This is a genomic window from Peterkaempfera podocarpi, assembly GCF_042466665.1.
In the GTDB taxonomy this organism is placed as follows: domain Bacteria; phylum Actinomycetota; class Actinomycetes; order Streptomycetales; family Streptomycetaceae; genus Peterkaempfera; species Peterkaempfera podocarpi.
This window is the reverse complement of sequence record NZ_CP162102.1, coordinates 6,405,472-6,431,806: the sequence shown is the minus strand read 5'-3', so window position 1 is coordinate 6,431,806 and position 26,335 is coordinate 6,405,472. Positions and strand designations below refer to the sequence as shown.

Sequence of the window (26,335 nt, the reverse complement as noted above, 5' to 3'; positions counted from 1 at the left end):
GACGTCGGGCGTCGAGGAGCAGGGAGGGAGCGCCCCGTGCCCGTAGACGAACTCACCCACCGCAGCCGCGGCCGCATCGACCCCGATGTGGTGGTTGTGGGCGCCGGACTGGCCGGCCTCGCGGCCGCCCGGCAACTGTGCGCTGCCGGGCTCACCGTGGCAGTGCTGGAGTCCGCGCGGCACATCGGCGGCAGAACGGCCACCGTCGAGTTCGACGGCTTCCGCCTGGACCAGGGCAGCCATCTGCTGAACACCTCCTATCCCGAGCTGTCCCGGGTGCTCGACCTGGACCGTCTGCAGCTGCGCCCCCTGGCGCCCGGCGTACTGGTGCACTCGGACGGCCGCCGCCACCGGGTGGGCGATCCGCGCCGCCCGATCACCCGGCTGGCCGCCGACCGGTCCGCGATCGGCAGCCCGCTGGACAAGGCACGGCTCGGTGCGGCGCTGGCCCGCCTGGCCGCGACTCCGGCCGCACAGCTGCTGACCCGGCCCGAGCTGACCGCCGCACAGGCGCTCGCGGCCCGCGGGCTGTCCGCGCGTGTCATGGACGGGTTTCTGCGGCCGCTGCTGACGGCACTGCTCAGCGACCCCGAGCTGTCGACCAGCAGCCGCTGCGCCGACCTGGCGCTGCGGGCGTATGCCCGCGGTCGGCTCTGCCTGCCCGCCGAGGGCATCGCCGCGGTGCCGCAGCAGCTGGCGGAAGGCCTGCCGCCGGGGACGGTGCGGCTGGGCGTCCAGGCCGTGGCGGTGTCGGCGGACGGGGTGGACACCCTTCGGCACGGGCGGGTCCGCGGCCGGTGCGTGGTGCTGGCCACCGATGCGGTGTCCGCCGCCGGGCTGCTGCCCGGTCTGCATCTGCCGGACTTCCATCCCGTGACGACCTTCTACCACGCCGCTCCGCAGCCCCCCCTCGCCGAGCCGGTACTGCTGCTCGACGCCGACCGGGAGAGCCCCGTCTCGCACTCCCTGGTGCTCAGCCGGGTGCATTCCTCGTACGCCCCGCCCGGCCAGTCCCTGGTGGCCACCACGGTGCTGGGGCGGCGCTCCTTCGACGCGGGCGGTCCGGCTGCGCTGGAGCCCGTTGTGCGGCGCCGACTGTCCGAGCTGTACGGGACCTCGACCGCCCCCTGGACATTCCTGACGGTCCGTCATGTGGAGCGGGCGGTACCCGCGATGCCGCCTCCGCACCACTTCCGGCGGCCGGTGCGGGTCATCGGGGGCCTCTATGTCTGCGGTGACCACCGGGACACCAGCACCGTCCAGGGGGCACTGGTCTCGGGCCGCCGTGCGGCCCAGCAGATCCTCCGCGACCTCAAGGTGGCCTCCGCCCCCCGGGCGGCAGCCGCCGCCTGAACGGCCGGGAGTGCGGGGGCGGGCCGGAGCCGCTCCGGCACTCCCGGCGGCGGCTCCGACCCCGGCCCGCCGTGACGCGGAACCGGAGGCGGCGCGCCGTCAGACGATCCCGGTCGTACGGGCGACCTCCTCGAAGGCCCGCACCACCGGGCTGCCCCGGTAGGGCGCCAGTCGGCGGTGGAAGTCCCGCAGATACTCCACCGCCCGCACCGAACGCATCTCGGCCGCCGACCGCAGCGCTTCGGTGGCCACCGCGCAGGCCTCGTCCACATCCCCCATCCCCAGCCTGGCGGTGGCCAGCACGCTGCGGGAGAAGACCCGGCTGCGGGCATAGCCCGGCGACCGCAGCCGCAGCGACTTCTCGGCGTGCTGGGCGCTGAGCCGCCACTGCTGGAGGTCGCGGTAGCAGAGCGCGAACTCCGCGGCGAGCTGTGCCTCGTCGAAGGACCGCGCCCAGGAGGGCTGCTCGTCGGCGGGCCGCACCGCCTGCAGGCACCGCTCGGCCCGCACCAGGGCTCCGGTGCAGGAGCGGCTGTCGCCGAGCAGCCCGTGGCCGCGGGCCTCGGCGGCGTGCATCAGCGCCTGGACGCCCGTCGGGGCGGTGGTGCCGACGCCCTGCTGGGCGACCCTCGCCAGCTGCACCGCCTCCCGGCCGTGCCCCAGATGGACGGCCTGACGGCTCATGGTGGCCAGGACGTACCCCCCGTACACCCGGTCGTTGGCCGCCTGGGAGAGCCGCAGCGCCTGGACGAAGTAGCGCTGGGCCAGACCGTGGGCGGCGATGTCGAAGGAGGTCCAGCCGGCCAGTCTGGTGAGGTCGGCGACGGCGCCGAACAGGGCGCGTCCCACCGGCTCCCCGTAGCGGCCGCGCAGCATCGGCTCGGCCTCGCTCTCCAGGTAGCGCACCAGGGCCTGGCGGGCGTGGCCGCCGCCGTAGGCGTGGTCCAGTGCGCGGAAGAGATCGCCCACCGCGCGGACGGCGGCGATGTCGCCGCGGCCCACCCGGATGCTGCCGCGGCTGTCCCGCTGCGGATGCGGGGACGGGTGCTCGATGTCGGCCTTGATGCCGGGCCGGCCCACGGCACCGGGGCGGCGGGCCTGCAGGGGCACCCGTCCGCCCGCGCCGAGCGGCCGGGCGGCGGGCGGCCGCAGCCCGGCGGGGGCCCGCAGCGGGGGATCTGCGGCCTCCGCCGGATCCTCGCGGGAGACCCGCTCGTCGGTGCGGCCGATCAGCCAGTCGCGGCTGGGCACCACCAAACCCGCCGGGGTGAAGGCGATCCGGCGCAGCTCGGAGTTGGGTCCGGTGTCCTTGCGCCACATGCTGGAGACGATGTCCACCGCCTCGGCCGGTGTCTCGGCGAACTCCAGGCCCGCGTACACCGGCGCGCAGGCGTCCAGCCCCAGGTCCTGGGCGCCCAGCCGGCGGCCCAGCCGACGGGTGAACACCTCGGCGATCAGCGCCGGGGTGGCCCCGCGCGGCTGCTGCCCGCGGAGCCAGCGGGTGACCGAGGTCTTGTCGTACCTCAGGTCGAGGCCGTGCTCCAGGCCGAGCTGGTCCACCCGGCGGGCCAGTCCGGCGTGGGAGAACCCCGCCTCCTCGATCAGCTCCGCCAGGCGCTGGTTGTGCGACCGGTCGGCCGCCCGCGGCGAGCCGCCGGGCGCGGGCCGCGGCTCGGCTGCGGGCGGCCGGTCTGCTCGCGGCACAAAGGCCGGTCGGTCGGTTGCGGGCCGTTGGGGCATGTGCGTCAACACCTTCCGAGCGCCGCGGCGGCACGTGATCGTCCCCCGGTGCTGTGCGGCGCCCCCTGTCGGGAACCGGCGTGAATGTAGCGAGGATTCAGGGGCTCCGGCCGGGCCCTCTCAAGCAATCCTCCGAACGGGTGACATGGGCGGACTCGTTGTGAGGAAGGCGGCGCTGTCGGGGTTTGCGCCGTGGTAGCCCCTCTCGCGCCTCTTCCGGGGGCCTCGCCGGGCCGTACGCCGTCCGGCCCGACATGGCTGCCGGCCACACAGCCGCCGAGTACTTCATGGCATCCGGCCCCATGGGAGCCGAGGCCCGCTCTTCCTACCGTTTCCGGCCATGGACACCACTTCTGCCCCGCCGCCCGACGGGCCCGGCCCCGGTCCCCTGGCCGGTCGGACCGCCCTGGTCACCGGGGCCGCCTCAGGCATCGGCCGGGCCTGCGCGGTGGCGCTCGCCGCCGCGGGGGCCCGGGTGTACGTCGTCGACATCGCCTCGGAGGCGGCCAAGGCGGTCGCCGAGGAGACCGGCGGTACCGCCCATGTCGTCGACCTGTCGGATCCGGCGGCGGTGGACACCCTCCCCGCCGACGCGGACATCGTGGTCAACAACGCCGGTCTGCAGCATGTGGCACCGGTCCACGAGTTCCCCCCGGACCGCTTCGCCCTGATCCAGCGGGTGATGGTGGAGGCCCCGTTCCGGATCCTGCGCCGGACACTGCCCCACATGTACGCCCAGGAGTGGGGACGGATCGTCAACATCTCCTCCGTGCACGGCCTGCGCGCCAGCCCCTACAAGTCCGCCTATGTCACCGCCAAGCACGCCCTGGAGGGGCTGTCCAAGACGGTGGCGCTGGAGGCGGCCGCGTACGGGGTGACCAGCAACTGCATCAACCCGGGCTATGTCCGCACCCCGCTGGTGGAGAAGCAGGTCGCCGCCCAGGCGCTGGCGCACGGCATCGGCGAGGACGAGGTGGTGGAGCAGATCATGCTGGAGCGCACCGCGATCAAGCGGCTGATCGAGCCGTCCGAGGTCGCCGAGGCCGCGCTGTGGCTCTGCTCCCCGCACGCCTCCTACGTCACCGGCAGCAGCCTGCCGCTGGACGGCGGCTGGACCGCCCACTGACGTCCCACGCCCCAGGGACCGTCGGACAAGCCCTGACCCACCACCACCCCTCCCTCACCAGGACGTGACCCATGGCCAGCAGCACCGCCGGCAGCAGACCCGCCCGTCTCCCCCGAGTCGTCGCAGCGAGCCTCATCGGCACCACCATCGAGTGGTACGACTACTTCCTCTACGGCACGGCGGCCGCCCTTGTCTTCGGCAAGGTCTTCTTCCCGGAGAGCGACCCCCTCACCGGGACCCTGCTCTCCTTCCTCACCTACGCCATCGGGTTCGCCGCCCGGCCGCTGGGCGCCCTGGTCTTCGGCCACTACGGCGACCGGATCGGCCGCAAGCGGCTGCTGGTGCTCTCGCTGCTGCTGATGGGCGGCGCCACCACCCTGATCGGCTGTCTGCCCACCTACTCCTCCGTCGGTGTCGCGGCCCCGGTGCTGCTCACCGTGCTCCGCCTGGTCCAGGGCTTCGCCCTGGGCGGCGAGTGGGGCGGCGCGGTGCTGCTGGTCTCCGAGCACGGCGACGCACGGCGCCGCGGCTTCTGGGCGTCCTGGCCGCAGGGCGGCGCCCCGGCCGGCAACCTGCTGGCCGCCGGTGTGCTCTCACTGCTGACGGGTGTTCTGTCCGACTCCGCCTTCCTCTCCTGGGGCTGGCGGATCCCGTTCCTGCTCTCCGCCCTCCTGGTCGGGGTCGGCCTGTGGATCCGGCTGTCGGTGGACGAGTCGCCGCTCTTCAAGGAGGCGCTCGCCCGCTCCGAGGCCCGCAAGGCCGCCCAGCAGGCCGAGGAGCAGCCGCCGCTGGTCGCGGTGATGCGCCACCACTGGCGGGATGTGCTGGTCGCCATGGGCGCCCGGATGGCCGAGAACATCTCCTACTACGTGCTCACCACCTTTGTGCTCGCCTACGCCGTCACCCATGTCGGGCTGCCCAAGCAGACCGCGCTGAACGCGGTGCTGATCGCCTCCGCGATCCAGTTCGCACTGATCCCGCTCTTCGGGGCGCTGTCGGACCGGGTCGGCCGCAAGCCGGTCTACCTGGTGGGCGCGGTCGGCGTCGGCGTCTGGGCGTTCGTCTTCTTCGGGATGGTGGACACCAGGAGCTTCACCTCGATGGTGGTCGCCATCACGGTGGGCCTGGTCTTCCACAGCGCCATGTACGCACCGCAGGCGGCCTTCTTCTCCGAGCTGTTCGCGACCCGGATGCGCTACTCCGGTGCCTCCATCGGCGCCCAGTTCGCCTCGGTGGCGGCGGGCGCGCCCGCGCCGCTGATCGCCACCGCGCTGCTCAAGGGGTACGGCTCCGCCACGCCCATCGCTGTCTATGTGGCGATCGCCTCGCTGATCACCGTGCTGGCGATGCTCGCCGCCCGGGAGACCCGCCACCGCGACCTGGCCGAGGTCACCGCGGAGGCACCCGCCGAGGCCGGGGCCGACACCGGCCTCGCCGCGCACAACGCAGCCTGACCCCGCCCCGCGGGGCCGGCGTGGCCACCCTCCCACGCCGGCCCCGCGCCCTCACCGCCCCGACCGCGCAGCGGCCCGCGGCCCCCGCGACCCGCCCCCTGCGGCCCGGCCCCGGGGACGGCGGGCCGCTGCGCGGCACTCCCCTTCTCCGACTCCACCTGGCACGATGTCCCGAACCATGAGCGACAGCACCCCCGCCGGCAGCGCCCCCGCGCTGCGCCGCCTGCTGGAACTGCTCGCCGCCGGCGCCCCGGCCGAGGACTTCGCCGAGGTGTCCACGGACGAGCGCCGGGCCGGCGCGCCACCCGCCGTACTCGCCGAGGTCGACCACGCCACCCGGCTCGCCCTGCGGGTGCACCGCACCCTGGGCCAGCACCGCCGCCGTGAGGCCGAGCTGACGGCGCTCTTCGACACCGCCGGCGACCTTGCCGCCTCCCGTGACCTGGATGCGGTGCTGGAGGCCATCGTGCGCCGGGCGCGGCTGCTGCTGGGCACCGACACCGCCTATCTGACGCTCCCCGACGAGGAGGCCGGGGACACCTATATGCGGATCACGGACGGCTCGGTCTCCGCGCTCTTCCAAACCCTGCGGCTGAGTCTCGGCGACGGCCTGGGCGGACTGGTGGCGCAGACCGCCCGGCCCTATGCCACACCGGACTACCGCACCGACGCCCGCTTCCACCACACCGGCACCATCGACGCCGGGGTGCTGGACGAGGGCCTGGTGGGGATCCTGGGCGTGCCCCTGCTGCTGGGCTCCCGGGACGGCGGCAAGGTGATCGGGGTGCTGTTCGCCGCCGATCGCAGCCCCCGGCCGTTCTCCCCCGACGAGGTGGCCCTGCTCTGCTCGCTGGCCGCCCATGCCGCGATCGCCATCGACACCGCCCGTGCACTGGCCGACACCCGGGCCGCACTCGCCGAGCTCAACACCGCCAACGCGGTGATCCGGGAGCACTCGGCAGCCATGCAGCGCGCCGAGGAGGCCCACGACCGGCTCACCGACCTGGTGCTGCGCGGCGGCGAGGTCCCCGCGGTGGCGGCGGCGGTCGCCTCACTGCTCGGCGGTGCGATATCCGTCCACGACCTGGACGGCCGGCCACTGGCCGGGCCCGCCGCCGCCGGGGAGTGGCTGACGGGGGCCGTCGCCGACTCCCGCACCTCCGGCCGGGCGGTGCGCAGGACCGGGCGATGGGTGTGCGCGGTGCTCGCGGGCCAGGAGACCCTGGGCAGCCTGGTCCTGCACGGCCGGGCGGAACTGGACGATCCCGACCGGCGGCTGTTCGAGCGGGCCGCGGTGGTGACCGCGCTGCTCCTGCTGCTGCGCCGCTCGGTCGCCGAGGCCGAGAACCGGGTGCGCGGCGAACTGCTCAGCGATCTGCTGACGGCACCGGAGCGGGACCCGGCGGGGCTGGTCATGCGCGGCCGGCGGCTGGGCGTGGACCTGATGCGTCCGCATGTGGTGCTGGTGGCCGCCTGCGCCGACCGGGGGCGGCTGGCGGGCGCGGCGGTGCGGCATCTCTTCGGCGGCCGTGGGGTCAGTGCGGAGCACGGCGACACCGTGGTGCTGCTGCTGCCCGCCGACCCCTCCGGGGACGGGCCGGGTGCGGCCGCCCGGGCGGCGGCGGACCGGCTGGCCCGGCTGACCGGGCTGCCGGTGACGGTCGGCGCCGGGGGACCGGCCGCCGGGCCGGCGGCCGTTGCGAGCGCCCACGCGGAGGCCCAGCGGTGCCTGCGCGCCCTGCGGGTGCTGGGCCGGGAGGGCGACGGGTCGGCCGCGGCGGAGCTGGGGTTTCTGGGGGTGCTGCTGGGCGACGGGCACGATGTGGACGGCTTTGTGGAGGCGGCGCTGGGTCCGCTGGTGGAGTACGACGCCCGGCGGGGCACCGAGCTGGTCCGCACCCTGCGGGCCTACTTCGACTGCGGCGGCAGCCTCACCAGGGCCAAGGACCGGCTCCATGTGCATGTGAACACGGTGGTGCAGCGGCTGGACCGGGTGCAGGCGCTGCTCGGCCGCGACTGGAACAGCCCGGAGCGGGCCCTGGAGCTGCAGCTGGCGCTCCGCCTGCATCTGCTGTCCGGGGCGGCCCCGGAGGACTGACGCGCTGTCCGGACCGCTCGTGCCGTAGCGGCCGGCCTGGCCGCACGGGCCGGTCGGGCTCGTCAGGGGCCGGGCGGGCTCGTCAGGGGCCGGGCGTACAGTGGCAAGGCTGGAACGACGGCCCTGACGAGGAGCGGCAGCGGTGAGCGAGGACGTGCGGTTCGTACGCATGGGCATCGGCGAGGGCTCGGTGCCGTACCAGGAGGCCTGGGACGAGCAGCGGCGGCTGCATGCGCTCCGGGTGGCGGACGAGATACCGGACACGGTGCTGCTGCTCGAGCATCCGCCGGTCTTCACCGCCGGGCGCCGTACCAACCCCGAGGACTACCCGCTGGACGGCACCCCGGTGGTGCAGGTCGACCGCGGCGGCGAGATCACCTGGCACGGGCCGGGGCAGCTGGTCGGCTACCCGATCGTCAAGCTGCCGGAGCCGATGGACGTGGTGGCGTACGTCCGGCGGCTGGAGGAGGCGCTGATCCGCTCCTGCACCGAGATCGGCCTGGGGACGACCCGGGTCGAGGGGCGCAGCGGGGTGTGGGTGCTGGGCGAGGAGATCCCCGGCGCGGTGGCCGACCCGGCGCAGCAGGTGGACATCGGCGGTCTGACGCTGCGGATGGGCCTGAAGATGGGCCTGGACCCGCGGCTGGCCGGCCCGGAGTACGCCCCGTCGAACGCGGGGCAGCGCGGCGACGACCGCAAGCTGGCGGCGATCGGTGTGCGGGTGTCGCGCGGGGTGACCATGCACGGCTTCTCCTTCAACTGCAATCCGGACATGACCTGGTTCGACCGGATCGTGCCCTGCGGTATCCGGGACGCCGGTGTGGCGTCGCTCACCGGGGAGCTGGGCAGGACCTTCCCGGTCGGGGAGGCGCTGCCGGTGGTGGAACGCCACCTGGCGGATGTGCTGGCCGAGATGCGGGCGCTTCCCGAGGCCGCCTGATCGAGGCGCGGCCTGCGATTGCCAGGCCGCCCGGGCGGCGGGAGCCGCACAACCAGAGGCGTACCCTGAGGGTGTCGCACAGAATGACGAGTGAGGGAGCCGCACGTGTCCGCTGTCGCACCCGACGGCCGGAAGCTGCTTCGCCTGGAGGTCCGCAACAGCGAGACCCCCATCGAGCGCAAGCCCGAGTGGATCAAAACCCGGGCGAAGATGGGCCCCGAGTACACCGGACTCCAGGCGCTGGTGAAGCGCGAGGGTCTGCACACGGTCTGCCAGGAAGCGGGCTGTCCCAACATCTTCGAGTGCTGGGAGGACCGCGAGGCCACCTTCCTCATCGGCGGTGACCAGTGCACCCGGCGCTGCGACTTCTGCCAGATCGACACCGGCAAGCCCGCGGAGTTCGACCGCGACGAGCCGCGCCGGGTGGCCGAGTCCATCGTGACCATGGACCTCAACTACGCCACCATCACGGGTGTCGCCCGCGACGACCTCGAGGACGGCGGCGCCTGGCTGTACGCCGAGACGGTCCGCCAGGTGCATGCGATGACCGCCGGCCGGGCGGCCGGGCGCACCGGCGTCGAGCTGCTGATCCCGGACTTCAACGCGGTGCCCGAGCAGCTGGCCGAGGTCTTCTCCTCGCGGCCCGAGGTGCTGGCGCACAACGTGGAGACGGTGCCGCGGATCTTCAAGCGGATCCGTCCCGCGTTCCGCTACGAGCGGTCCCTCTCGGTGATCACCCAGGCGCGCGCCGCCGGTCTGGTGACCAAGTCCAATCTGATCCTGGGCATGGGCGAGACCCGCGAGGAGGTCAGCCAGGCGCTGCAGGACCTGCATGACGCCGGCTGCGAGCTGATCACCATCACCCAGTACCTGCGGCCGTCGGTGCGGCACCACCCGGTCGACCGCTGGGTGAAGCCCCAGGAGTTCGTGGAGCTCCAGGAGGAGGCCGAGGAGATCGGCTTCGCCGGAGTGATGTCCGGGCCGCTCGTCCGTTCGTCGTACCGGGCCGGTCGGCTCTACCGGCAGGCGCTGGAGCACCGCGGGGCCGTCGCAACCGGCTGAGGTGCGGTTTCCACCGTCACCCGGAGTTCGAGGCGGACATGTGCGACTTTCATCGCAGTTTGACGCTCCGGTCACCGACTGGTAACACGATGTGGTGACCCTGAACAGGTGACCGCTTCGCCGTCCGCCCCCGCATCGGGGGCGGACGGCGGACGGGACGCCCGGAACGGGGCGAGAACACGACCCGACGAGGGGAGTTGCTCACCATGCAGGTCGGCACCGTCGTACCTGGAGCTGTTCGTATCAACGGCTTTGTCACCGCACTGCGGATGGCGGAGTCGGTACTGTTCCCCGGCGGTCAGCAGGTGGCCCGGCGCAATGCCTGGGACGCCGTCTGCGAGAACCGCCGTCATGCCGCGGACCGGGCGGAGACCGCGACCGTCCTCGGCGCCCTGGCGGCCCCTGGTGACTCCGGACGGAACTCCGCCGCGGCACACTGAGGATCCTGCGCGGCCGCGCCCGCGCAGCCTCTGCGGCGGCGTCCGAACCGGACCGGACCGGCACCGAATCAGCCCGGAAGGGGACCGGGCTTGGGCATCGGCTGGTGCATCCCCGTACCATGAGCCTCATGGCGAGGGAAACATCCGAGAACCCCGGACGGCTCAAGCAGATCCGTCAGGCTTACCAGATGACCAAGCGGGTAGACACCCGCATCGGTCTCATCATCGCCGGCGTAGGCATCATCACCTTCGGCGTGCTCCTCGCCATCGGCCTGTTGATCGACCACCCGGTCTACCTGGGCATTCTGGGCTTCGTTCTGGCCCTGCTGGCCATGGCGATCGTCTTCGGCCGGCGTGCCGAGCGGGCGGCCTTCGGGCAGATGGAGGGCCAGCCCGGAGCTGCGGCTGCGGTGCTGAACAACATCCGCCGGGGCTGGAGCACCAGCCCCACGCCGGTCGCGGTCACCCGCAACCAGGACGCTGTCTACCGTGCCGTGGGCCGGCCCGGCATCGCCCTGATCGCGGAGGGCAACATCAACCGGGTGCGGCCGCTGCTGGCCGCCGAGAAGCGCAAGATGGCCCGGGTCGTCGGCGATGTGCCGGTGCACGACATCATCGTCGGCGACGGCGAGGGCGAGGTCCCGCTGAAGAAGCTGCAGGTGCATCTGATGCGGCTGCCGCGGGCCATCACCGCGTCCCAGGTGACCGAGATCAACGACCGGCTGCGGGCGATGGGCGACCTGCTCTCCAAGGCCCCGGTTCCCAAGGGTCCGCTGCCCCGCAACGCCCGGATGCCCAAGGGCGGCCGGGCCCGCTGACCCACCCCACCCCACCCCACGACGACAGACGGCCCCGCCGCACCCCTCCCAGGGTGCGGCGGGGCCGCTTCACTGTGCACACGCGACGCCGCATCCGGCGTGCGCGCCGCCCGGCGGGCCGCAGCCCGTGAGGGGGCGGCCCGGCGGGGCGGGGTCTCTCAGACCCGGACCTCGCCAGACCCGGACCTCGCCAGACCCGGACCTCGCCAGACCCGGACCTCGCCAAGCCCGGACCTCGTCAGACCCGGACCTCGACGGTGGCCAGCGCCTTGTCGTGCAGCCCGCGGCCGTCCCGGTCCCAGATCAGCGCGGGCACCACCAGGACCAGCAGCAGGCTGCGGCCCAGGGCCTGCACCACGGACGCCCGGCCGCCGTCGAGCCGGACCACCCGCAGGCCGAAGAGCCGCTTGCCGAGGGTGCTGCCGGCCGTCGAGAGCAGCAGCACGCTCATCACGAAGAACACCGGGGTGGACCAGAGGTTGGCCTGCGACGCGTCGCCGCGGGCGATCAGCCCGTATGCGATCAGGGTGCAGAGCCAGCCGTCGACGAAGAGCGCCCCGAGGCGGCGGCCCACCGGGGCGATCGAGCCGGGGCCCTCCTCGGGCAGGCCGAGCCGTGCCCCGCGGTGCCCGAAGTCGGCACCCATCTTCTCGGCGGTCGCCCGGGGGCCGTCGATCCACGAACCCAACGCTTCTCTGCTGTCCACGGATCCACAGTAACCGGGGGGCGGGGGCCGCAGGGCAGCGGGGCCTTGACAGCGGTGGATGTCCGCCGGTAGAGCGGAAACTGGACACCGAAGCGATTCCGGACCCTGCAGAGTGAGACACGTGGTCCAGACCACTTCCGCTCGAACACCGCACAAAGCCGCTGCCCGCGACGCGAAACCCCCGGAAGAAGGCGGGTCCGACCGATGCCCGGCCAGGGCGGTTAACATCCGCGAAACAGGTGGGTCACGCTCGAGAAACGGCCTCTTCCTATCGTTGCCGCAACGCGGCCGGTCGGGACGAGCGGTCCGTCACGCGAAAACTCCTGGCGTTCCGCCGGGCCGAGGAGGATGGATGTTCAACAACGCCGACGAGGTGTCCCGCTACATCTCGGACAACGACGTCAAGTTCGTCGATGTCAGGTTCTGCGACCTGCCGGGCGTCATGCAGCACTTCACGGTGCCGGCCGCTACGTTCGACCCCGGCGAGCAGCTCATGTTCGACGGCTCGTCGATCCGCGGCTTCCAGGCCATCCACGAGTCCGACATGGCCCTGGTCCCCGACCTCAGCACCGCGCGGGTGGACCCGTTCCGCAAGGACAGCACCCTCAACATCAACTTCTTCATCCACGACCCGATCACCGGCGAGCAGTACAGCCGCGACCCGCGCAACGTGGCCAAGAAGGCCGAGGCCTACCTGGCCTCCTCCGGCATCGCCGACACCGCGTACTTCGGCCCCGAGGCGGAGTTCTACGTCTTCGACAGCGTCCGCTTCGAGACCAAGTCGAACGAGGCCTTCTACCACATCGACTCCGAGGCCGGCGCCTGGAACACCGGTGCCGTCGAGGACAACCGCGGCTACAAGGTCCGCTACAAGGGCGGCTACTTCCCGGCCCCGCCGGTGGACCACTTCGCCGACCTGCGCGCCGAGATGTCCCTGGAGCTGGCCAAGTCCGGCCTCGAGGTCGAGCGCCAGCACCACGAGGTGGGCACCGCCGGCCAGGCCGAGATCAACTACAAGTTCAACAGCCTGCTGGCCTCGGCCGACGACCTGATGCTGTTCAAGTACATCATCAAGAACGTCGCCTGGCGCAACGGCAAGACCGCGACCTTCATGCCGAAGCCGATCTTCGGCGACAACGGCTCGGGCATGCACGTCCACCAGTCGCTGTGGCTCGACGGCTCCCCGCTCTTCTACGACGAGCAGGGCTACGCCGGTCTCTCCGACACCGCCCGCTACTACATCGGCGGCCTGCTCAAGCACGCCCCGTCGCTGCTGGCCTTCACCAACCCGACGGTGAACTCCTACCACCGCCTGGTCCCCGGTTTCGAGGCCCCGGTCAACCTGGTCTACTCGCAGCGCAACCGCTCCGCCGCGATCCGCATCCCGATCACCGGGTCGAACGCCAAGGCCAAGCGCATCGAGTTCCGCGCCCCCGACCCGTCCTCCAACCCGTACCTGGCCTTCTCGGCCATGCTGCTGGCGGGCCTGGACGGCATCAAGAACAAGGTCGAGCCGCTGGAGCCGGTCGACAAGGACCTCTACGAGCTCGCCCCCGACGAGCACGCCGCGGTCCCGCAGGTCCCCGCCTCCCTCCCGGCCGTGCTGGAGGCCCTCGAGGCCGACCACGAGTACCTGCTCGCCGGCGGTGTCTTCACCCCGGACCTCATCGAGACCTGGATCGACTTCAAGCGCACCCAGGAGGTCGCCCCGATCCAGCTGCGGCCGCACCCGCACGAGTTCGAGCTCTACTTCGACATCTGAGACAGCCGCGGGTCAGCGCAGTGACTGACCCCATGGGGCCGTCCTGGGGCCGTCGTTCGCAGCCTTCCGTCCGTGGGAGGGAGCGATCGGCGGCCCCTTGCCGTACGGGCCGGCCGGCACCAAGGCCATGAGAGCCGCGGTCGGTGCACATCCGGTCCGGTCCGCGCGGCGCCCGTGGAGCCCGGACCGGGGCGGCCGTGGCCGCCGGGTCCGGGGGGCGCCCCTCCCCGTACGCTCCGGCCGGCGGCGTGTCGATGGCGGGGCGTGTCGATACGGACCGTCCGGGCCGAGGCAGGGTGTCACGCCATGGGCGCCACGTATCCTTGCAGGATGCCGAAGCTGTGGAGCGAGACCGTCGAGGCCCACCGGCAGGCGGTGCGGGACGCCACCTTGGAGACCACGGCGGCGCTGGTGGCCGAGTACGGGCTGTCGTCGGTGACGATGTCGCAGATCGCCAAGGAGGCCGGCATCGGGCGGGCGACGCTCTACAAGTACTTCCCGGACGTCGAGTCGATCCTGATCGCCTGGCACGAACGCCATGTCACCGACCACCTCGGCCATCTCGCCGAGGTCCGCGACCGGGCGGACACCCCCGCCGCACAGCTGGAAGCCGTACTGCGCGCCTATGCGCACATCACCCACAAGCGGCCCCGTGACAGTGAGATCGCCGCCTTTGTGCACCGCGGCGAGCACCTCGCCACCGCGCAGCAGCAGTTGCGCGGGCTGGTCGGCGACGTGGTCGCCGGCGCCGCCCGGGTGGGCGTGGTCCGCGACGACGTGCCGCCCGCCGAACTGGCCGACTACTGCCTGCACGCCCTCGCCGCCGCAGGCGGCCTGCCCTCCGAGGCCGCCGTCCAACGCCTGGTCGACGTCACCCTGGCGGGACTGCGCCCCAGGTCCTGAATGAGGCCCGTGCCGCGACCGTTGCGGCGATGCCCCGCCCCGGGCAAGGGAGTTGGTCCGCCGGGCGGGACTCTCGTACCGGCCCGCGCCGGGTCCGACGCTTGCGTGCACCGGCGGCCGACGCGGGACGGCGGAACGGGGTCCGCCCGCCCCCGGCACAGGGGCCGGGGGCGGGCGGGATCAGCAGAGGGCCGCGCAGCGGCGTCAGGCCCCCACCGGGGCCTGCTCGGGCGCGCCGGCCGGGGACGCCTGCCCGTCGTCGGTGCCGGAGCTGCGCAGGGCCGGGATGGCGACCGCGATCGCCGCCGAGACCAGGGCGAGGCCGCCGCCGATCAGCAGGCTGGTCCGGAAGGCGTTCTCGGAGGCCAGGGTGTGGCCTCCGAGGGTGATGGTCATCTGGGAGAGGACCACGCCGATCACGGCGGAGCCGATCGAGGTGCCGAGTGAGCGCATGAGCGTGTTGAAGCCGTTGGCGGCGGCCGTCTCGGACAGCGGGACCGAGCTCATGATCAGTGCGGGCATCGCTCCATAGGCGAGACCCACACCGCTGTTGATCACGATGCAGACCACCATCAGGCCCCAGGCCGAGCCCATCAGTGCCTGGGACAGGCCGTACCCGGCGGCGATGACCAGGGCGCCGCAGATCAGCGTGAACTTCGGCCCCCGGGCGTTGGTGAGCTTTCCGCCGAGCGGGGAGACGATCATCATCATCACGCCGCCGGGGGCCATCCACAGGCCGGACGCGAGCATCGACTGGCCCAGGCCGTAGCCGGTCGCCTCGGGGAACTGCAGCAGCTGCGGAACGACCAGCATGCTGGCGTACATGGCGAAGCCGACGAAGACCGAGGCGGCGTTGGTGAGCAGCACCCGGGGGCGGCCCGTGGTGCGCAGGTCGATCAGCGGGTCCGGGGTGCGCAGCTCCCACAGGCCCCAGGCGCCGAGCACCACGACGGCGGCCACGAGCAGCCCGAGCGTGATGGGCGAACCCCAGCCCCAGTCGGCGCCCTTGGAGACGCCGAGCAGCAGGCAGACCAGGCCGGCGCCGAGGCCCAGGGCGCCGGGTACGTCGAAGCGCTGGCCCCTGGCTCCGGCCGGCACGTCCGGGATCAGGAACCAGATCAGCACCGCGACGGCCGCGGCCAGCCCGGCGGAACCCCAGAACAGCGCGCGCCAGTCGGCGTACTGGGCGACGGCTGCGGCGATCGGCAGGCCGAGGCCGCCACCGATGCCCATGGAGGCGCTGACCAGTGCGATCGAGGAGCTGAGCTTCTCCGCCGGGACCACGTCGCGCAGCAGGGCGATGCCGAGCGGGAGCATCCCCATGCCCATGCCCTGGAGACCGCGCCCGACGATCATGGGCACAACGGAGGAGGAGAGCGCACACACCACCGAGCCCGCCACCAGCGGCACGGAGCAGACGAGCAGCATGCGGCGCTTGCCCACCAGGTCGCCCAGGCGGCCGACCACCGGCACGCAGACGGCGGCCACCAGCAGGGTGGCGGTGATCACCCATGCCGCGTTCGAGGTCGAGGTGTGCAGCATCTGCGGCAGTTCCGCGATCAGTGGAGTGACCAGGGTCTGCATGATCGCTGCCGTGATGCCGGCGAGCGCCAGCGTGGCGACCACGCCGCCTGCGCGGGCTGCTGGCTGGGGGGCGTCCATGTCGGGTCTCCTCGGCAGGTCTGTCGGTCGGACGGTCGATGTGCATCGTACATGCCTTATGCATGAGGCAAGCTATATGCTGAATGCAATATGCGTGCATCATGCATGTACCGAGAGGACACAGGGGATCGAGCCGCCGCCGGGACCGGCGCAGGGCGGTGCGACGCACGGCAGGAGGCAGCAGGCGCATGGCCAGACCGACTCATGAGGTCGAGTACGAGCAGATGCTGCTCAGCCGCCACCTGTACCGGAACCACAGAGCCGGCGACCGCAAGGACGACGCACTGGACCGCAGCGCCTATGTCCTGCTCAGCCGTATCCGCATGCAGGGACCGATGTCGATCGGCGAGCTGAGTGACGCCTTCGGGCTGGACTCCTCCACCCTCAACCGGCAGACCGCCGCAGCGATGCGCGCCGGACTCGTGGAGCGCATCCCCGACCCGGACGGCGGCATGGCGCGCAAGTTCCGCATCACCGACCGGGGCGCGCGGAGGCTCGACCGGGAACACGAGGCCATCGTCCACGCCCTGGACGAGGTCATGGCCGACTGGGCGGACGACGACATCGCCACGTTCGCCCGCTGCCTGAGGCGCTTCAACACCGACATCGAGCGCATCGGCGGGCGCCCCTGGCCCCGCCCGTGAACCCGCCCGGCGCCTGACGGGGCATCCGGGCCCGTCGAACGCCGGGAGCGGGCACAAGGGGTGTCCGCCTCAACATCCGGGCCGCCGGCCCGACCTCCCGGCTCCCGTCCTCGCACCAGGCGCCAGGCGTCCGGCATCCGGCATCCGGCATCCGGCATCGGCATCGGCATCGGCATCGGCATCGGCATCGGCATCGGCATCGGCACACGATCCCGCCGCCCGAACGGGCCTGAGCCGGGTCCCCGCCCGACTGCCGATGCCGGACAGGCAGACGGCAGATGTCCAACGTGTTTCCGTACGGTCATTTCCAGTCAGATAACGCTGGAAGCTTTCCAAAGGTCGATACCAAGCATCCATCAACTCATCTATGCTGCCGTTGACTTGTCAAGGACACGTCTGTGTTGTGGCGTTCGCCGACCCATGTGATTCCCCCTTCCGCCCCGAGGATCCAGTCGATGAGAGTGCACACGGACGCGGCTCACCCACGGGCGGAGCGCCCGCTGCTGCGTCGGACACTGCTCGCCCTTCTCGCAACAGCCGCCCTGGCCGGGGCTGTTGCGGCGTGGGCAGTGGCATCCGCTCCCGCGTCCTTCCGCACACCCCTGGCTGTCGGAAGCGGGGTCGCGGGGCTGCTGCTCTGCGGCACCGTGGCCGCCGCGGTGCACCAGCGGGAGCAGGCCCGACGGGTACGGACCCGTGCCGCAGCCGCCGCCGCAGAGGCCTCAGCAGCAACCGCAGTCGCTGCGGCCACCGCCGCTGCGGCCGCCGCGAGCGCTACGGCATTCGCCGACGATGCCGTTCCCGCGCTGCTCGACCGGCTGCGCGACGGCTCGTCCTGGGACAGCGCGCTGGCCGCCGTCGCGACGCCGGTGGATCCGGCGCACCAGCGGGCACTGCGGCAGCTGGCCGTGGACTTCGCGCAGAGCGAGAACCGCCGCGCCGCCGCGATGTCCGCCTGCGCCAATGTCGCCGGGCGGATGCAGGCCCTGTCCACCAGCATGCTGGCGGACCTGCGCGAGATGGAGCACCGGCACGGCGATGCGGATGTCCTGGGCGACCTGCTGCACCTGGACCATCGCACCGCCCAGGCCGGGCGGCTGGCCGACAGCATCGCGGTGCTCACCGGCGCCCGCTCGGGACGCCGCTGGGCCCGGCCGATCGTGATGGAGTCGGTGCTGCGCGGCGCCACCGGCAGGATCGCCGGCTACCAGCGGGTGCGGCTGCACTCCACCACCGACATCGCGGTGGCCGGCCACGCCGCCGAAGGCGTGATGCACGCCCTGGCCGAGATCCTGGACAACGCCTGCAACTTCTCGCCGCCCACCACCGAGGTCCATGTCTATGTGGCGGAGGTGCCGGCCGGCGTCGTGATCACCGTCGAGGACAGCGGCCTGGTGATGAGCGATGTCGCCCTGCGCCGGGCGGAGCGTGCCGTCTCCGGCGACGCACCGGACCTGACCGCGCTCTCCGGCACCCGGCTCGGCCTGGCCGTCGTGGGCCGGCTGGCCCGTAAGCACGGCCTGACGGTCTCCTTCCGGCCCTCCGCCAGCGGCGGCACCGGAGTGGTGATGCTGCTGCCGCAGGAACTGGTCACCCGGCCGCAGGCCGCGCCCGAACCGGAAGCGGAGCCGCAGTCGCCGCCCGCTGCCGTACCGCAGGCCCGGAAGCCGCTGTCGGCTGCCCCGGACCCCACCGGCGCCCCGCAGGAGCGCACCGCCCCGCAGGAGCACATCGCCCCGGAGGAGCGCTCCCCCTCGCACACCCTGGCCGTCGAGCCCCTCGCCGCCGACCCGTCCACCGGGTCCGGCGGCCTGCCCAGGCGCAGCCGGGGCCGCACCATGGCCGCCGCCCATCCGGGCGGGCTTCCCGCAGCGCAGCAGAACCCGCTCCCGGACCAGGCCGCCGCACGCGGCCCGCGCCCGGCGGCCGACTCCGCTGCCCGGTTCGGCGCCTTCCGCCGGGCCGTCACCGGCCAGGACCCGGCCGGCACCGCACCCGCTCCCACCACCGCTTCCCTTTCGGAGGACGACCGATGACTGCACCCGCCGCACCGGTGACCGGGCTCACCTGGCTGCTGGAGGGCCTGCTGGAGCGCACGCCGGGGGCCCGGCACGCGCTGGTGCTGTCCCGCGACGGACTGAAGCTCTGTCACACCCCCGAGCTCTCCGAGGACCGGGCCGACCAGCTCGCCGCGATCTCCGCCGGCATCCAGAGCCTCTCGCACGGAGCATCCATGGAGTTCGGGGACGGGACCGGCGGGGTGCGTCAGTCCATGACCGAGTTCTACGGCGGCATCCTCTTCATCGTGGAGGCCGGTGCGGGCGCACATGTGGCGGTGGTCGCCGACGACGAGGCCGACCCGGGCCTGATCGGCCACAACATGCACGAGCTGGTCGAGCAGATCGGCGAGCATCTCAGCGCTGCTCCGCGGCAGCCGGCCGGGGAGGGCGGCCCGGCATGATCCGCCCGGGCCGGGACGACAGCCCGGACCGTCTGTACACCCTCACCGGGGGACGCAGCCGGTCCGACGACCACGACTTCGACCTGGTGACCCTGGTGGTCAGCGAGTCCGAGGCCACCCCGGGGATGCAGTCGGAGCATGCCGCGATCCTGCGCATGTGCCGGCTGCCCACGGCCGTGGTGGAGATCGCGGCCGTTCTGGGGCTGCCCGTCAGCATCGTGAAGATCATGCTCTCCGACCTGCTGGACATGGGCAGGATCACCGCCCGGCATCCGCGGGCCGTAGCCGCTCGGGCGGAACTGCCCGACCTTCCCCTTCTGGAGCAGGTGCTCGTTGGACTCCGCAATCTCTGACCCGGCGGTCCTCACCCCGCTGGTACGCACTGCCGACAACGGGCTGAAGATCGTCGTGGTCGGCGGCTTCGGTGTCGGAAAGACCACCCTGGTCCGCTCGGTCAGCGACATCCGCCCGCTGAGCACTGAGGAGACGATGACCCAGGCCAGCCGGGGCGTCGACGACCTCGGCGGCATCAGCGGCAAGACCTCGACCACCGTGGCCTTCGACTTCGGGCGCATCTCCCTCAATGAGCGCACCGTGCTCTATCTGTTCGGCGCCCCCGGCCAGGAGCGGTTCTGGTTCCTGTGGGACCGGCTGTTCGCCGGGACGCTGGGCGCGGTGGTGCTGGTGGACACCCGGCGGCTGGCCGACTCCTGGTACGCCATCGACCGGCTGGAGCACCACGGGACCCCGTTCATCGTGGCCCGCAACGACTTCGGCGGTCCCCCGCACTCCGCCGAGGAGGTCCGCGACGCGCTGGACCTGGACCCGCGGGTGCCGCTGATCGACTGCGACGCCCGGTCCCGCACCTCCAGCAAGCACGTCCTCATCACGCTCGTGGAGCATCTGCGGGCCCTCGCCTCCGCCCGGGAGACCGCATCGTGACGACGTCCTCCTCGCCTTCCGCGCAGTCCGCGCCCCCCGTGGGCTGCCCGGCGCATGCCGGGGCGGACGCGGTGCCGCTCAGCGGTCCCCGCTTCCACACCGACCCGCTGCACCTCTACCGGGAGATGCGCCGCGACCACGGGCCGGTGGTCCCGGTGGAGCTCGGCGGACTGCCGGCCTGGCTGGTGATCGGCTACCGCGAGCTCCACCAGGTCACCAGCGACCCGGTGCTGTTCCCGCGCGATGTGGGGCTGTGGAACCAGTGGCCCAACATCCCCCCGGACTGGCCGCTGCTGCCGATGATCGGCCAGCGCCAGCCGTCGATCTACTACACCGTCGGCGCGGAGCACCGGCGGCATGTGGACATGGTCGGCCCGGCCCTGGAGGGCGTCGACCTCTTCGAACTGCGGCGGCTGACCGAGCAGTTGGCCGACCGGCTGATCGACGGCTTCTGCGGCCGCGGCTCGGCCGAGCTGGTCTCGGAGTACTCCGTGCTGCTCCCGGTGCTGGTGCTCGCCCGGATCATCGGCTTCCCCGACGAGGAGGGCCCGGAGATCGCCCGGGTGCTCAATGCGCTGGCCGACGGCGGGGCGGACGCCCAGCAGGCGTATGTGCAGTTCGGGCAGCACATGCAGCGGCTGGTCGAGAGCAAGCGGATCCGGCCGGGTGCGGATGTGGCGTCCCGGATGATCGCCCACCCGGAGCGGTTCACCGACCAGGAGTACATCCTGGACCTGATGGCCGTCACCGCCGCCGGTCACCTGCCGACCGCCGACTGGCTGGGCAACTCGGTACGGCTGATGCTCACCGACGACCGCTTCGCCGCCTCGCTCGGCGGTGGGCGCCACAGTGTGGCGCAGGCCATGAACGAGGTCCTCTGGGAGGACACCCCCACCCAGATCCTGTCCGGACGCTGGGCCGCCCGCGACACCCAGCTGGGCGGCCGCTCCGTCCGGTCCGGGGACATGCTGCTGCTGGGCCTCGCCGCGGCCAACGCCGATCCGGCGATCCGGCAGCACGGACCGCGGGCGAACGACGGGCTGCACGAGGGCAACAGCGCGCACTTCTCCTTCAGCTACGGGGAGTACCGCTGTCCCTTCCCCGCCCAGGAGATCGCCGAGGTCATCGCACGGACCGGCATCGAGGTCCTGCTGGACCGGCTGTCCGACCTCGACCTGTCCGTACCGGCGCAGACGTTGGTCCGGCGGCCGTCCGCGTTCCTGCGCGGCATGTCCGCGCTGCCGATCCGTTTCACCCCCGTGCCCACCACTGGAGGCCTCCGTTGAACAGTCCTCAGCCGGCCCTGCAGGGCACCGCCGCGAGCGGCTGCCCCTTCGCCGGCGACACCCTCGTCATCGACCCGCTGGTGCGGGACCTGGCCGGGGAGACCGAGCGGCTGCGCGCCGGGGCACCGATCACCCGGATCGAGCTGCTCGGCGCACCGGCCTGGACCGTCACCCGGCATGCCGAGGCACGGCAGCTGCTCACCGATCCCCGCCTGGTGAAGGACATCAACAGCTGGCGGCTGTGGCAGACCGGTGAGGTGACCCGGGAGTGGCCGCTGATCGGAATGATCGACTCGGGCCGTTCGATGTTCACCGTGGACGGCGCCGAGCACCGCCGGCTGCGGGCGAAGACCGCGCAGGCGGTGACCCCGCGCCGGGTCGCCGAGCTGCAGCCGGTCATCGAGGGGATCACCGACCGGCTGCTGGACGGCCTGGCCGCGGCGGGCGCCGACGGCCCGGTGGACCTCAAGACCCACTTCGCCCTGCCGCTGCCGCTGAGCGTGGTCAGCGAGCTGATGGGCGTCGACCCGGCCGAGCACCCCCGGCTGCACCGGATGTACCGGGCCTTCTTCTCGATGCTCACCCCGCAGGACGAGCGGCTGGCGGTGATCGAGGAGATGGACGTCGTCTTCACCGCCATGGTGCGGGAGAAGACCGCCCGGCCCGCCGACGACCTCACCAGCGCGCTGATCCTCGCCGACGAGGGCGGGGAGCCGCTCACCGAGGAGGAGGTGGTGGGCAATCTCAAGGCGATGGTGGCGGCCGGTCACGAGACCACCATCGGGCTGATCCTCAATGCGGTGCGCGCCCTGCTCAGCCACCCCGAGCAGCTGCGGCTGGTGCTCGACGGGAAGATCTCCTGGGAGACGGTGATCGAGGAGACGCTGCGCTGGGACACCCCGACCACCCATCTGCTGATGCGCTTCGCCACCGAGGACATCGAGATCGCCGGGATGGTGATCCCGAAGGGTGACGGAGTGGTCATGTCCTACCGGGCGATCGGGCGGGACACCGGGCAGCACGGGCCGGAGGCGGACCTGTTCGACATCACCCGGCCCACCCCGATACGTCATATGACCTTCGGCCACGGCCCGCACATCTGCCCCGGGGCGGCGCTCTCCCGGCTCGAGGCCGGGATCGCACTGCCGCGCCTCTTCGACCGGTTCCCCGGGCTGGCGCTCGCGGTGCCGGTGGAGGAGATCCGCAATCTGCCGGTTCTCACCCAGAACGACCTGGAGTCCTTCCCGGTGCTGCTGAACTCCTGAACCACCCTGGTCGGCCCCCTGACGCATCCGCCAGGACGTCGGGGGGCCGCCGCATGCTCGGGAGGCCGCTGCCCCGGACCCGACCGGGTCTCCTGCCCCGACCGGGTCTCGGGCCGGGCCGGGCCGGCCGTCCCGGTACGCGGTCAGACGGCGGCGGTGCGCCCCGTGGCCAGCGACCGCTCGGCGGCCGCCAGCACCTCCACCACCCGCAGGCCGAAGGCCGCGTCGCAGGGGTGCGGGGTGCCGGTCGCCGCTGCGGAGCGCAGCGCGTCCACGGCGCGGTGCAGCGCGGCCGCCGGGCCGTCGTTGCGCTCGGGCAGCACCACCACTCCCCCCTCGCCGCGCAGCTCCACGGTGGCTCCGCTGGCCGCGGGCGGTGCGGTGAGGCTGAGGGTGGCCGTGCTGGTGGCTCCGGCGCCGTGCCGGCAGAGCAGTTGGACGGTGTCGGCCTGGCCCCGTACCGCGGTGACCTCCTCGATGTCCCCGAGGACAGGCAGCAGGACCGAGAGGGCATGCGGACCGACGTCCCACAGGGCCCCCTTCTCCCGGCGCCAGGGGGAGGCCGCGAAGGGGCTCTCGGCGGAGAAGACCGCGCCCAGCCAGTCCGCCCGGCCGGTGAACCAGCCCCCGGCTGCGGCCTGCTCGGCGATCCAGGCCTCCTGCTCCACCCCGAAGCGGGTGGTGAAGAAGACCACCGAGGCGACATCCGCCGCCTGTGCGGCCTCGACCGCCTCCCGGGCGGCGGGTACCGTCACCGCCAGCGGCTTGTCCAGCAGCAGCTGACAGCCGGCCTTGGCGGCCCGTACGGCGAGCTCCGACTGGACGGCGGGCGGCAGCGCCACGGCCACCGCGTCGACCTCGGAGAGCAGGGCGTCGAGGTCCTGGTAGGGGCGGGCGCCGAACCGCTCGGCCAGCGCGGTCGCGGCCTCGGTCCGACGTCCCCACACACCGGCGAACTCGACATCCGGATGGGCGTCCAGCACCGGGGCATGTACCGCAGTGGCCCAGGGTCCGGTCCCCAGCAGTCCGAATCGCACGTCCCCACCCTTTCAGCGCCGCGGCCCTCCCCCAGGTGCGGAGCGGCCGATCACTGCTGTCCTCCCCGGCCTCCGGCCGCGCCAACCGTCCCCGGCCGTACCTGCTCATCACCCGTTCGCCCGGTTCGCCGCCGCGCGGCCGGACAGCGGGGCGGGTTGAATGGAACCACCATCACCGACGTCCGGGGGTGAGGCAGACGAGCACACATCCCGATCCCCGTATCGACAGCCGCCTGCCGGGCGGCTGCACGGCGGTGCTGGTGCTCGACCGCGACGGAGCCGTGATCACCTGCACCACGGCCCTGGAGTCGCTGATCGGCCGCCCGCTGCGGGAGATCAGCGGCCGCCCGGCCACCGACCTGCTGCTGCGGCCCGGCGAGTGGACGGACCCGCTGCCCCCGACGGGCACCAGAGCGGCCCTGCGCGGCCCCTCGGGCCCGCTGGAGGCACGGCTGGATGTGCTGCCGCTGCACCCCAGAGCCGACGCCCTGGCCCGGTACCTGGTGCTGGTGACCCCCGAGCCGGTCGCCGAGCAGCGCCAGCAGGACGAGGCGCTGGTGCGCGCGCTCTTCACCCAGACCCGGATCGGGCTGGCCATCCACGACGCCGAGCTGCGGCTGGTGCGGGTCAACCGGGCCATGGGCAGCGGGATCCCCGAGGACCAGGCGCCGCTGGAGGACCTGCGGGAGGCGCTGCTGCCGGAGGACGCCGCAGCCATCCAGGAGCAACTGCGTACGGTCGCCGACACCGGCGTCCCGGTGGTCGACTGGGTGCACTCGGCACGCCGGCTGGACTCACCCGACGTGGACCGGGTGATGTCGCTCTCGATCTTCCGGCTGGAGGACGCCGACGGCCGGTACACGGGTGTCGCCGTCACCTTCTCCGACGTCACCGAGCAGGAGCGGACCCGGCAGCAGCTGGACCTGGTGGGCAGGGCGGCGAAGCAGCTGGAGGGCACCCTGGACGTGGCCCGCTGCGCCGAGCAGCTCACCGAGGTGATGGTGCCCGGCTTCGCGGACCTGGCGGCCGTGGACCTGACCGAGGCGGTGCTGGTCGGCGAGGAGCCCGGCCGCTTCGCGCAGGGCACCCAGCTGCGCCGGGTGGCGGTGGCCGCCGCGGACGGCCGGTGGCCGAGCGAGCTCCACCCGCGGGGCACCACAGCGCGGATCGGCCGGGCGGACGCCGACCGGATGCAGTCCGGTGCGGCGATCCTGATCCGGGACATGGAGCGGATCAGGGCCAGGGTGGAGCGGGACCCCTGGCTGGCCCGGGTGATCCACGCGGAGCAGGCCACCTCGCTGCTGGTGGTGCCGTTGAACGCACGCGGCATGGTGCTGGGCTGCCTGATGCTGTGGCGGCTGGGCAACCGGGTGCCCTTCCGGCCCGACGACGCCGCGCTGGGCGAGGAGATCGGTTCGCGCGCCGCCCTGGGCATGGACAGCGCCCGCCGCTACACCCGTGAGCACCGCACCGCCGAGGCGCTGCAGCGGAGTCTGCTGCCCCGCTCGGTGGTGGAGGTGACCGCCGCCGAGACGGTCGGGCTGTATGTGCCGGCCGCGACCACGGCGGGGATCGGCGGCAGCTGGTTCGATGTGATCGCGCTCTCCTCGGCCAGGATCGCCCTGGTGGTCGGCGATGTGGTGGGCCACGGTCTGGAGGCGACCGCGGCGACCGGCCGGCTGCGTACCGCCGTGCAGACGCTCTCCGACCTGGACATGGCCCCCGAGGAGCTGCTGTCGCACCTGGACGACCTGGTGGTGCGGCTGGTCGCGGTGGACCAGGGCGGCGGGGGCGGCAGCCACTCCGGGGCGACCGCCGCGACACAGCAGAGCCCCGGCGGCGGGGTGTACGGGTCGACCTGTCTGTATGCGGTGTACGACCCCATGACCGGCCACTGCTCGATGGCCAGCGCGGGCCACCCCCCGCCCGTGGTGATCGCCGCGCCCGGGGAGCCCGCGGTGGTGGCCGATGTCAAGCCGGGCCCGGCGCTGGGCCTGGGCGGTGAACCCTTTGAGCAGTTGGAGCTGGAACTGGCGCCGGGAGCGGTGCTCACCCTCTTCACCGACAGGCTGCTGTCCGCGCCGGACGAGACCGCCGAGGAACGGCTGGCCCGGCTCTGCGAGCAGGTCGAGTCGTCGGCGCTGCCGGACGCCTCGTCCGCCGAGGTGGGCCGCGATGTGCTGGACGACCTGCTGCCGGAGCCGCCCGCACATGATCTGTCGCTGCTGGTGAGCCGGATCCGGGCGCTGCCCGAGGGCGCGGCGGCCTGGTGGGAGTTCCCCGGTGACCCGGCGGCGGTGGCGGAGGCCCGGGAACGGGTGGCCGCACAGCTGACGGAGTGGGACCTGCCGGAGCTGGCCTTCACCACCGAACTGATCGCCAGTGAGCTGGTGACCAACTCCATCCGCTATGCGGGCGCACCGGTCGGGCTGCGGCTGATCAAGGACAAGGTACTGATCTGCGAGGTCTCCGACCCCAGCCAGACCCAGCCCCGGCTGCGCCGCGCCCGGCTGACCGACGAGGGCGGACGGGGACTGTTCCTGATCGCCCAACTCGCCCACCGCTGGGGCAGCCGCTACACCCGGTTCGGGAAGACCATCTGGACGGAACAGTTGCTGCCACCGCCGCTCTGACCG

22 protein-coding genes are annotated in these 26,335 nt (G+C 73.0%); 18 read left to right on the top strand and 4 right to left on the bottom strand.

Annotated elements, in window-relative coordinates; genetic code table 11:
• Positions 1 to 36: 36 nt before the first annotated feature.
• A complete protein-coding gene (locus AB0761_RS28320) occupies positions 37 to 1,353 on the top strand; it encodes an NAD(P)/FAD-dependent oxidoreductase (RefSeq protein WP_377271970.1) in 1,317 nt (438 codons plus the stop codon).
• 99 nt (positions 1,354 to 1,452) lie between these two features.
• Here AB0761_RS28320 and AB0761_RS28315 read toward each other — a convergent pair whose 3' ends face one another.
• Complete coding sequence (locus tag AB0761_RS28315; RefSeq protein WP_377271969.1) at positions 1,453 to 3,093, bottom strand: regulator; 1,641 nt, start codon at positions 3,091 to 3,093, stop codon at positions 1,453 to 1,455.
• 340 nt (positions 3,094 to 3,433) lie between these two features.
• On the opposite strand from AB0761_RS28315, the gene AB0761_RS28310 reads away from it, so the two are divergent.
• From AB0761_RS28310 to AB0761_RS28280, 7 genes are all read left to right on the top strand, one after another.
• The gene (locus AB0761_RS28310; RefSeq protein WP_377271968.1) at positions 3,434 to 4,219 is read left to right on the top strand and encodes a 3-hydroxybutyrate dehydrogenase; all 786 of its coding nucleotides are present in this window, start codon (positions 3,434 to 3,436) and stop codon (positions 4,217 to 4,219) included.
• 71 nt (positions 4,220 to 4,290) lie between these two features.
• A complete protein-coding gene (locus AB0761_RS28305; RefSeq protein ID WP_377271967.1) occupies positions 4,291 to 5,673 on the top strand; it encodes an MFS transporter in 1,383 nt (460 codons plus the stop codon).
• A gap of 178 nt (positions 5,674 to 5,851) precedes the next feature.
• Positions 5,852 to 7,771, top strand: coding sequence for a helix-turn-helix domain-containing protein (locus tag AB0761_RS28300; protein ID WP_377271966.1), 1,920 nt, complete (start codon positions 5,852 to 5,854; stop codon positions 7,769 to 7,771).
• 169 nt (positions 7,772 to 7,940) lie between these two features.
• Positions 7,941 to 8,711 (top strand): lipoyl(octanoyl) transferase LipB, encoded by a 771-nt coding sequence (gene lipB, locus AB0761_RS28295; protein WP_377274360.1) that lies wholly within the window; start codon positions 7,941 to 7,943, stop codon positions 8,709 to 8,711.
• Between the two features lie 105 nt (positions 8,712 to 8,816).
• Positions 8,817 to 9,773 (top strand): lipoyl synthase, encoded by a 957-nt coding sequence (lipA, locus tag AB0761_RS28290; RefSeq protein ID WP_377271965.1) that lies wholly within the window; start codon positions 8,817 to 8,819, stop codon positions 9,771 to 9,773.
• 206 nt (positions 9,774 to 9,979) lie between these two features.
• Positions 9,980 to 10,213: a hypothetical protein gene (locus AB0761_RS28285; protein ID WP_377271964.1), complete on the top strand. Its 234-nt coding sequence runs from the start codon at positions 9,980 to 9,982 to the stop codon at positions 10,211 to 10,213.
• 119 nt (positions 10,214 to 10,332) lie between these two features.
• Positions 10,333 to 11,031: a DUF4191 domain-containing protein gene (locus AB0761_RS28280; protein ID WP_377271963.1), complete on the top strand. Its 699-nt coding sequence runs from the start codon at positions 10,333 to 10,335 to the stop codon at positions 11,029 to 11,031.
• Positions 11,032 to 11,269: 238 nt separating this feature from the next.
• Here the strand turns inward: AB0761_RS28280 and AB0761_RS28275 are convergent, their stop codons facing one another.
• A complete protein-coding gene (locus tag AB0761_RS28275; protein ID WP_377271962.1) occupies positions 11,270 to 11,737 on the bottom strand; it encodes an RDD family protein in 468 nt (155 codons plus the stop codon).
• Between the two features lie 352 nt (positions 11,738 to 12,089).
• Here AB0761_RS28275 and glnA point away from each other — a divergent pair, with 352 nt between their 5' ends.
• Both glnA and AB0761_RS28265 read left to right on the top strand, forming a co-directional pair.
• The gene (gene glnA, locus AB0761_RS28270) at positions 12,090 to 13,499 is read left to right on the top strand and encodes a type I glutamate--ammonia ligase (protein ID WP_377271961.1); all 1,410 of its coding nucleotides are present in this window, start codon (positions 12,090 to 12,092) and stop codon (positions 13,497 to 13,499) included.
• A gap of 330 nt (positions 13,500 to 13,829) precedes the next feature.
• The gene (locus tag AB0761_RS28265; RefSeq protein ID WP_377271960.1) at positions 13,830 to 14,402 is read left to right on the top strand and encodes a TetR/AcrR family transcriptional regulator; all 573 of its coding nucleotides are present in this window, start codon (positions 13,830 to 13,832) and stop codon (positions 14,400 to 14,402) included.
• 204 nt (positions 14,403 to 14,606) lie between these two features.
• Here the strand turns inward: AB0761_RS28265 and AB0761_RS28260 are convergent, their stop codons facing one another.
• Positions 14,607 to 16,064 (bottom strand): MFS transporter, encoded by a 1,458-nt coding sequence (locus AB0761_RS28260; RefSeq protein ID WP_377271959.1) that lies wholly within the window; start codon positions 16,062 to 16,064, stop codon positions 14,607 to 14,609.
• 188 nt (positions 16,065 to 16,252) lie between these two features.
• Between AB0761_RS28260 and AB0761_RS28255 the strand changes: the two genes are divergently transcribed.
• From AB0761_RS28255 to AB0761_RS28225, 7 genes are all read left to right on the top strand, one after another.
• Positions 16,253 to 16,708 (top strand): MarR family winged helix-turn-helix transcriptional regulator, encoded by a 456-nt coding sequence (locus tag AB0761_RS28255; RefSeq protein WP_377271958.1) that lies wholly within the window; start codon positions 16,253 to 16,255, stop codon positions 16,706 to 16,708.
• 455 nt (positions 16,709 to 17,163) lie between these two features.
• Positions 17,164 to 18,744: an ATP-binding protein gene (locus AB0761_RS28250; RefSeq protein WP_377271957.1), complete on the top strand. Its 1,581-nt coding sequence runs from the start codon at positions 17,164 to 17,166 to the stop codon at positions 18,742 to 18,744.
• A complete protein-coding gene (locus tag AB0761_RS28245) occupies positions 18,741 to 19,169 on the top strand; it encodes a roadblock/LC7 domain-containing protein (RefSeq protein ID WP_377271956.1) in 429 nt (142 codons plus the stop codon). Before AB0761_RS28250 ends, AB0761_RS28245 begins: the two co-directional genes overlap by 4 nt.
• Positions 19,166 to 19,522 carry a DUF742 domain-containing protein gene (locus AB0761_RS28240; RefSeq protein WP_377271955.1) on the top strand — a complete coding sequence of 119 codons (357 nt, stop codon included), beginning with the start codon at positions 19,166 to 19,168 and terminating at the stop codon, positions 19,520 to 19,522. Before AB0761_RS28245 ends, AB0761_RS28240 begins: the two co-directional genes overlap by 4 nt.
• Positions 19,503 to 20,111, top strand: coding sequence for an ATP/GTP-binding protein (locus AB0761_RS28235; protein WP_377271954.1), 609 nt, complete (start codon positions 19,503 to 19,505; stop codon positions 20,109 to 20,111). Before AB0761_RS28240 ends, AB0761_RS28235 begins: the two co-directional genes overlap by 20 nt.
• On the top strand, positions 20,108 to 21,397 hold the full coding sequence (locus tag AB0761_RS28230) for a cytochrome P450 (RefSeq protein WP_377271952.1): 1,290 nt from the start codon (positions 20,108 to 20,110) through the stop codon (positions 21,395 to 21,397). Before AB0761_RS28235 ends, AB0761_RS28230 begins: the two co-directional genes overlap by 4 nt.
• 17 nt (positions 21,398 to 21,414) lie before the next feature.
• Positions 21,415 to 22,662, top strand: coding sequence for a cytochrome P450 (locus AB0761_RS28225; protein WP_377274358.1), 1,248 nt, complete (start codon positions 21,415 to 21,417; stop codon positions 22,660 to 22,662).
• Positions 22,663 to 22,805: 143 nt separating this feature from the next.
• Here AB0761_RS28225 and AB0761_RS28220 read toward each other — a convergent pair whose 3' ends face one another.
• Positions 22,806 to 23,699 (bottom strand): Gfo/Idh/MocA family protein, encoded by an 894-nt coding sequence (locus tag AB0761_RS28220; protein ID WP_377271951.1) that lies wholly within the window; start codon positions 23,697 to 23,699, stop codon positions 22,806 to 22,808.
• 188 nt (positions 23,700 to 23,887) lie between these two features.
• On the opposite strand from AB0761_RS28220, the gene AB0761_RS28215 reads away from it, so the two are divergent.
• Positions 23,888 to 26,332 carry a SpoIIE family protein phosphatase gene (locus tag AB0761_RS28215; RefSeq protein ID WP_377271950.1) on the top strand — a complete coding sequence of 815 codons (2,445 nt, stop codon included), beginning with the start codon at positions 23,888 to 23,890 and terminating at the stop codon, positions 26,330 to 26,332.
• Positions 26,333 to 26,335 lie beyond the last annotated feature (3 nt).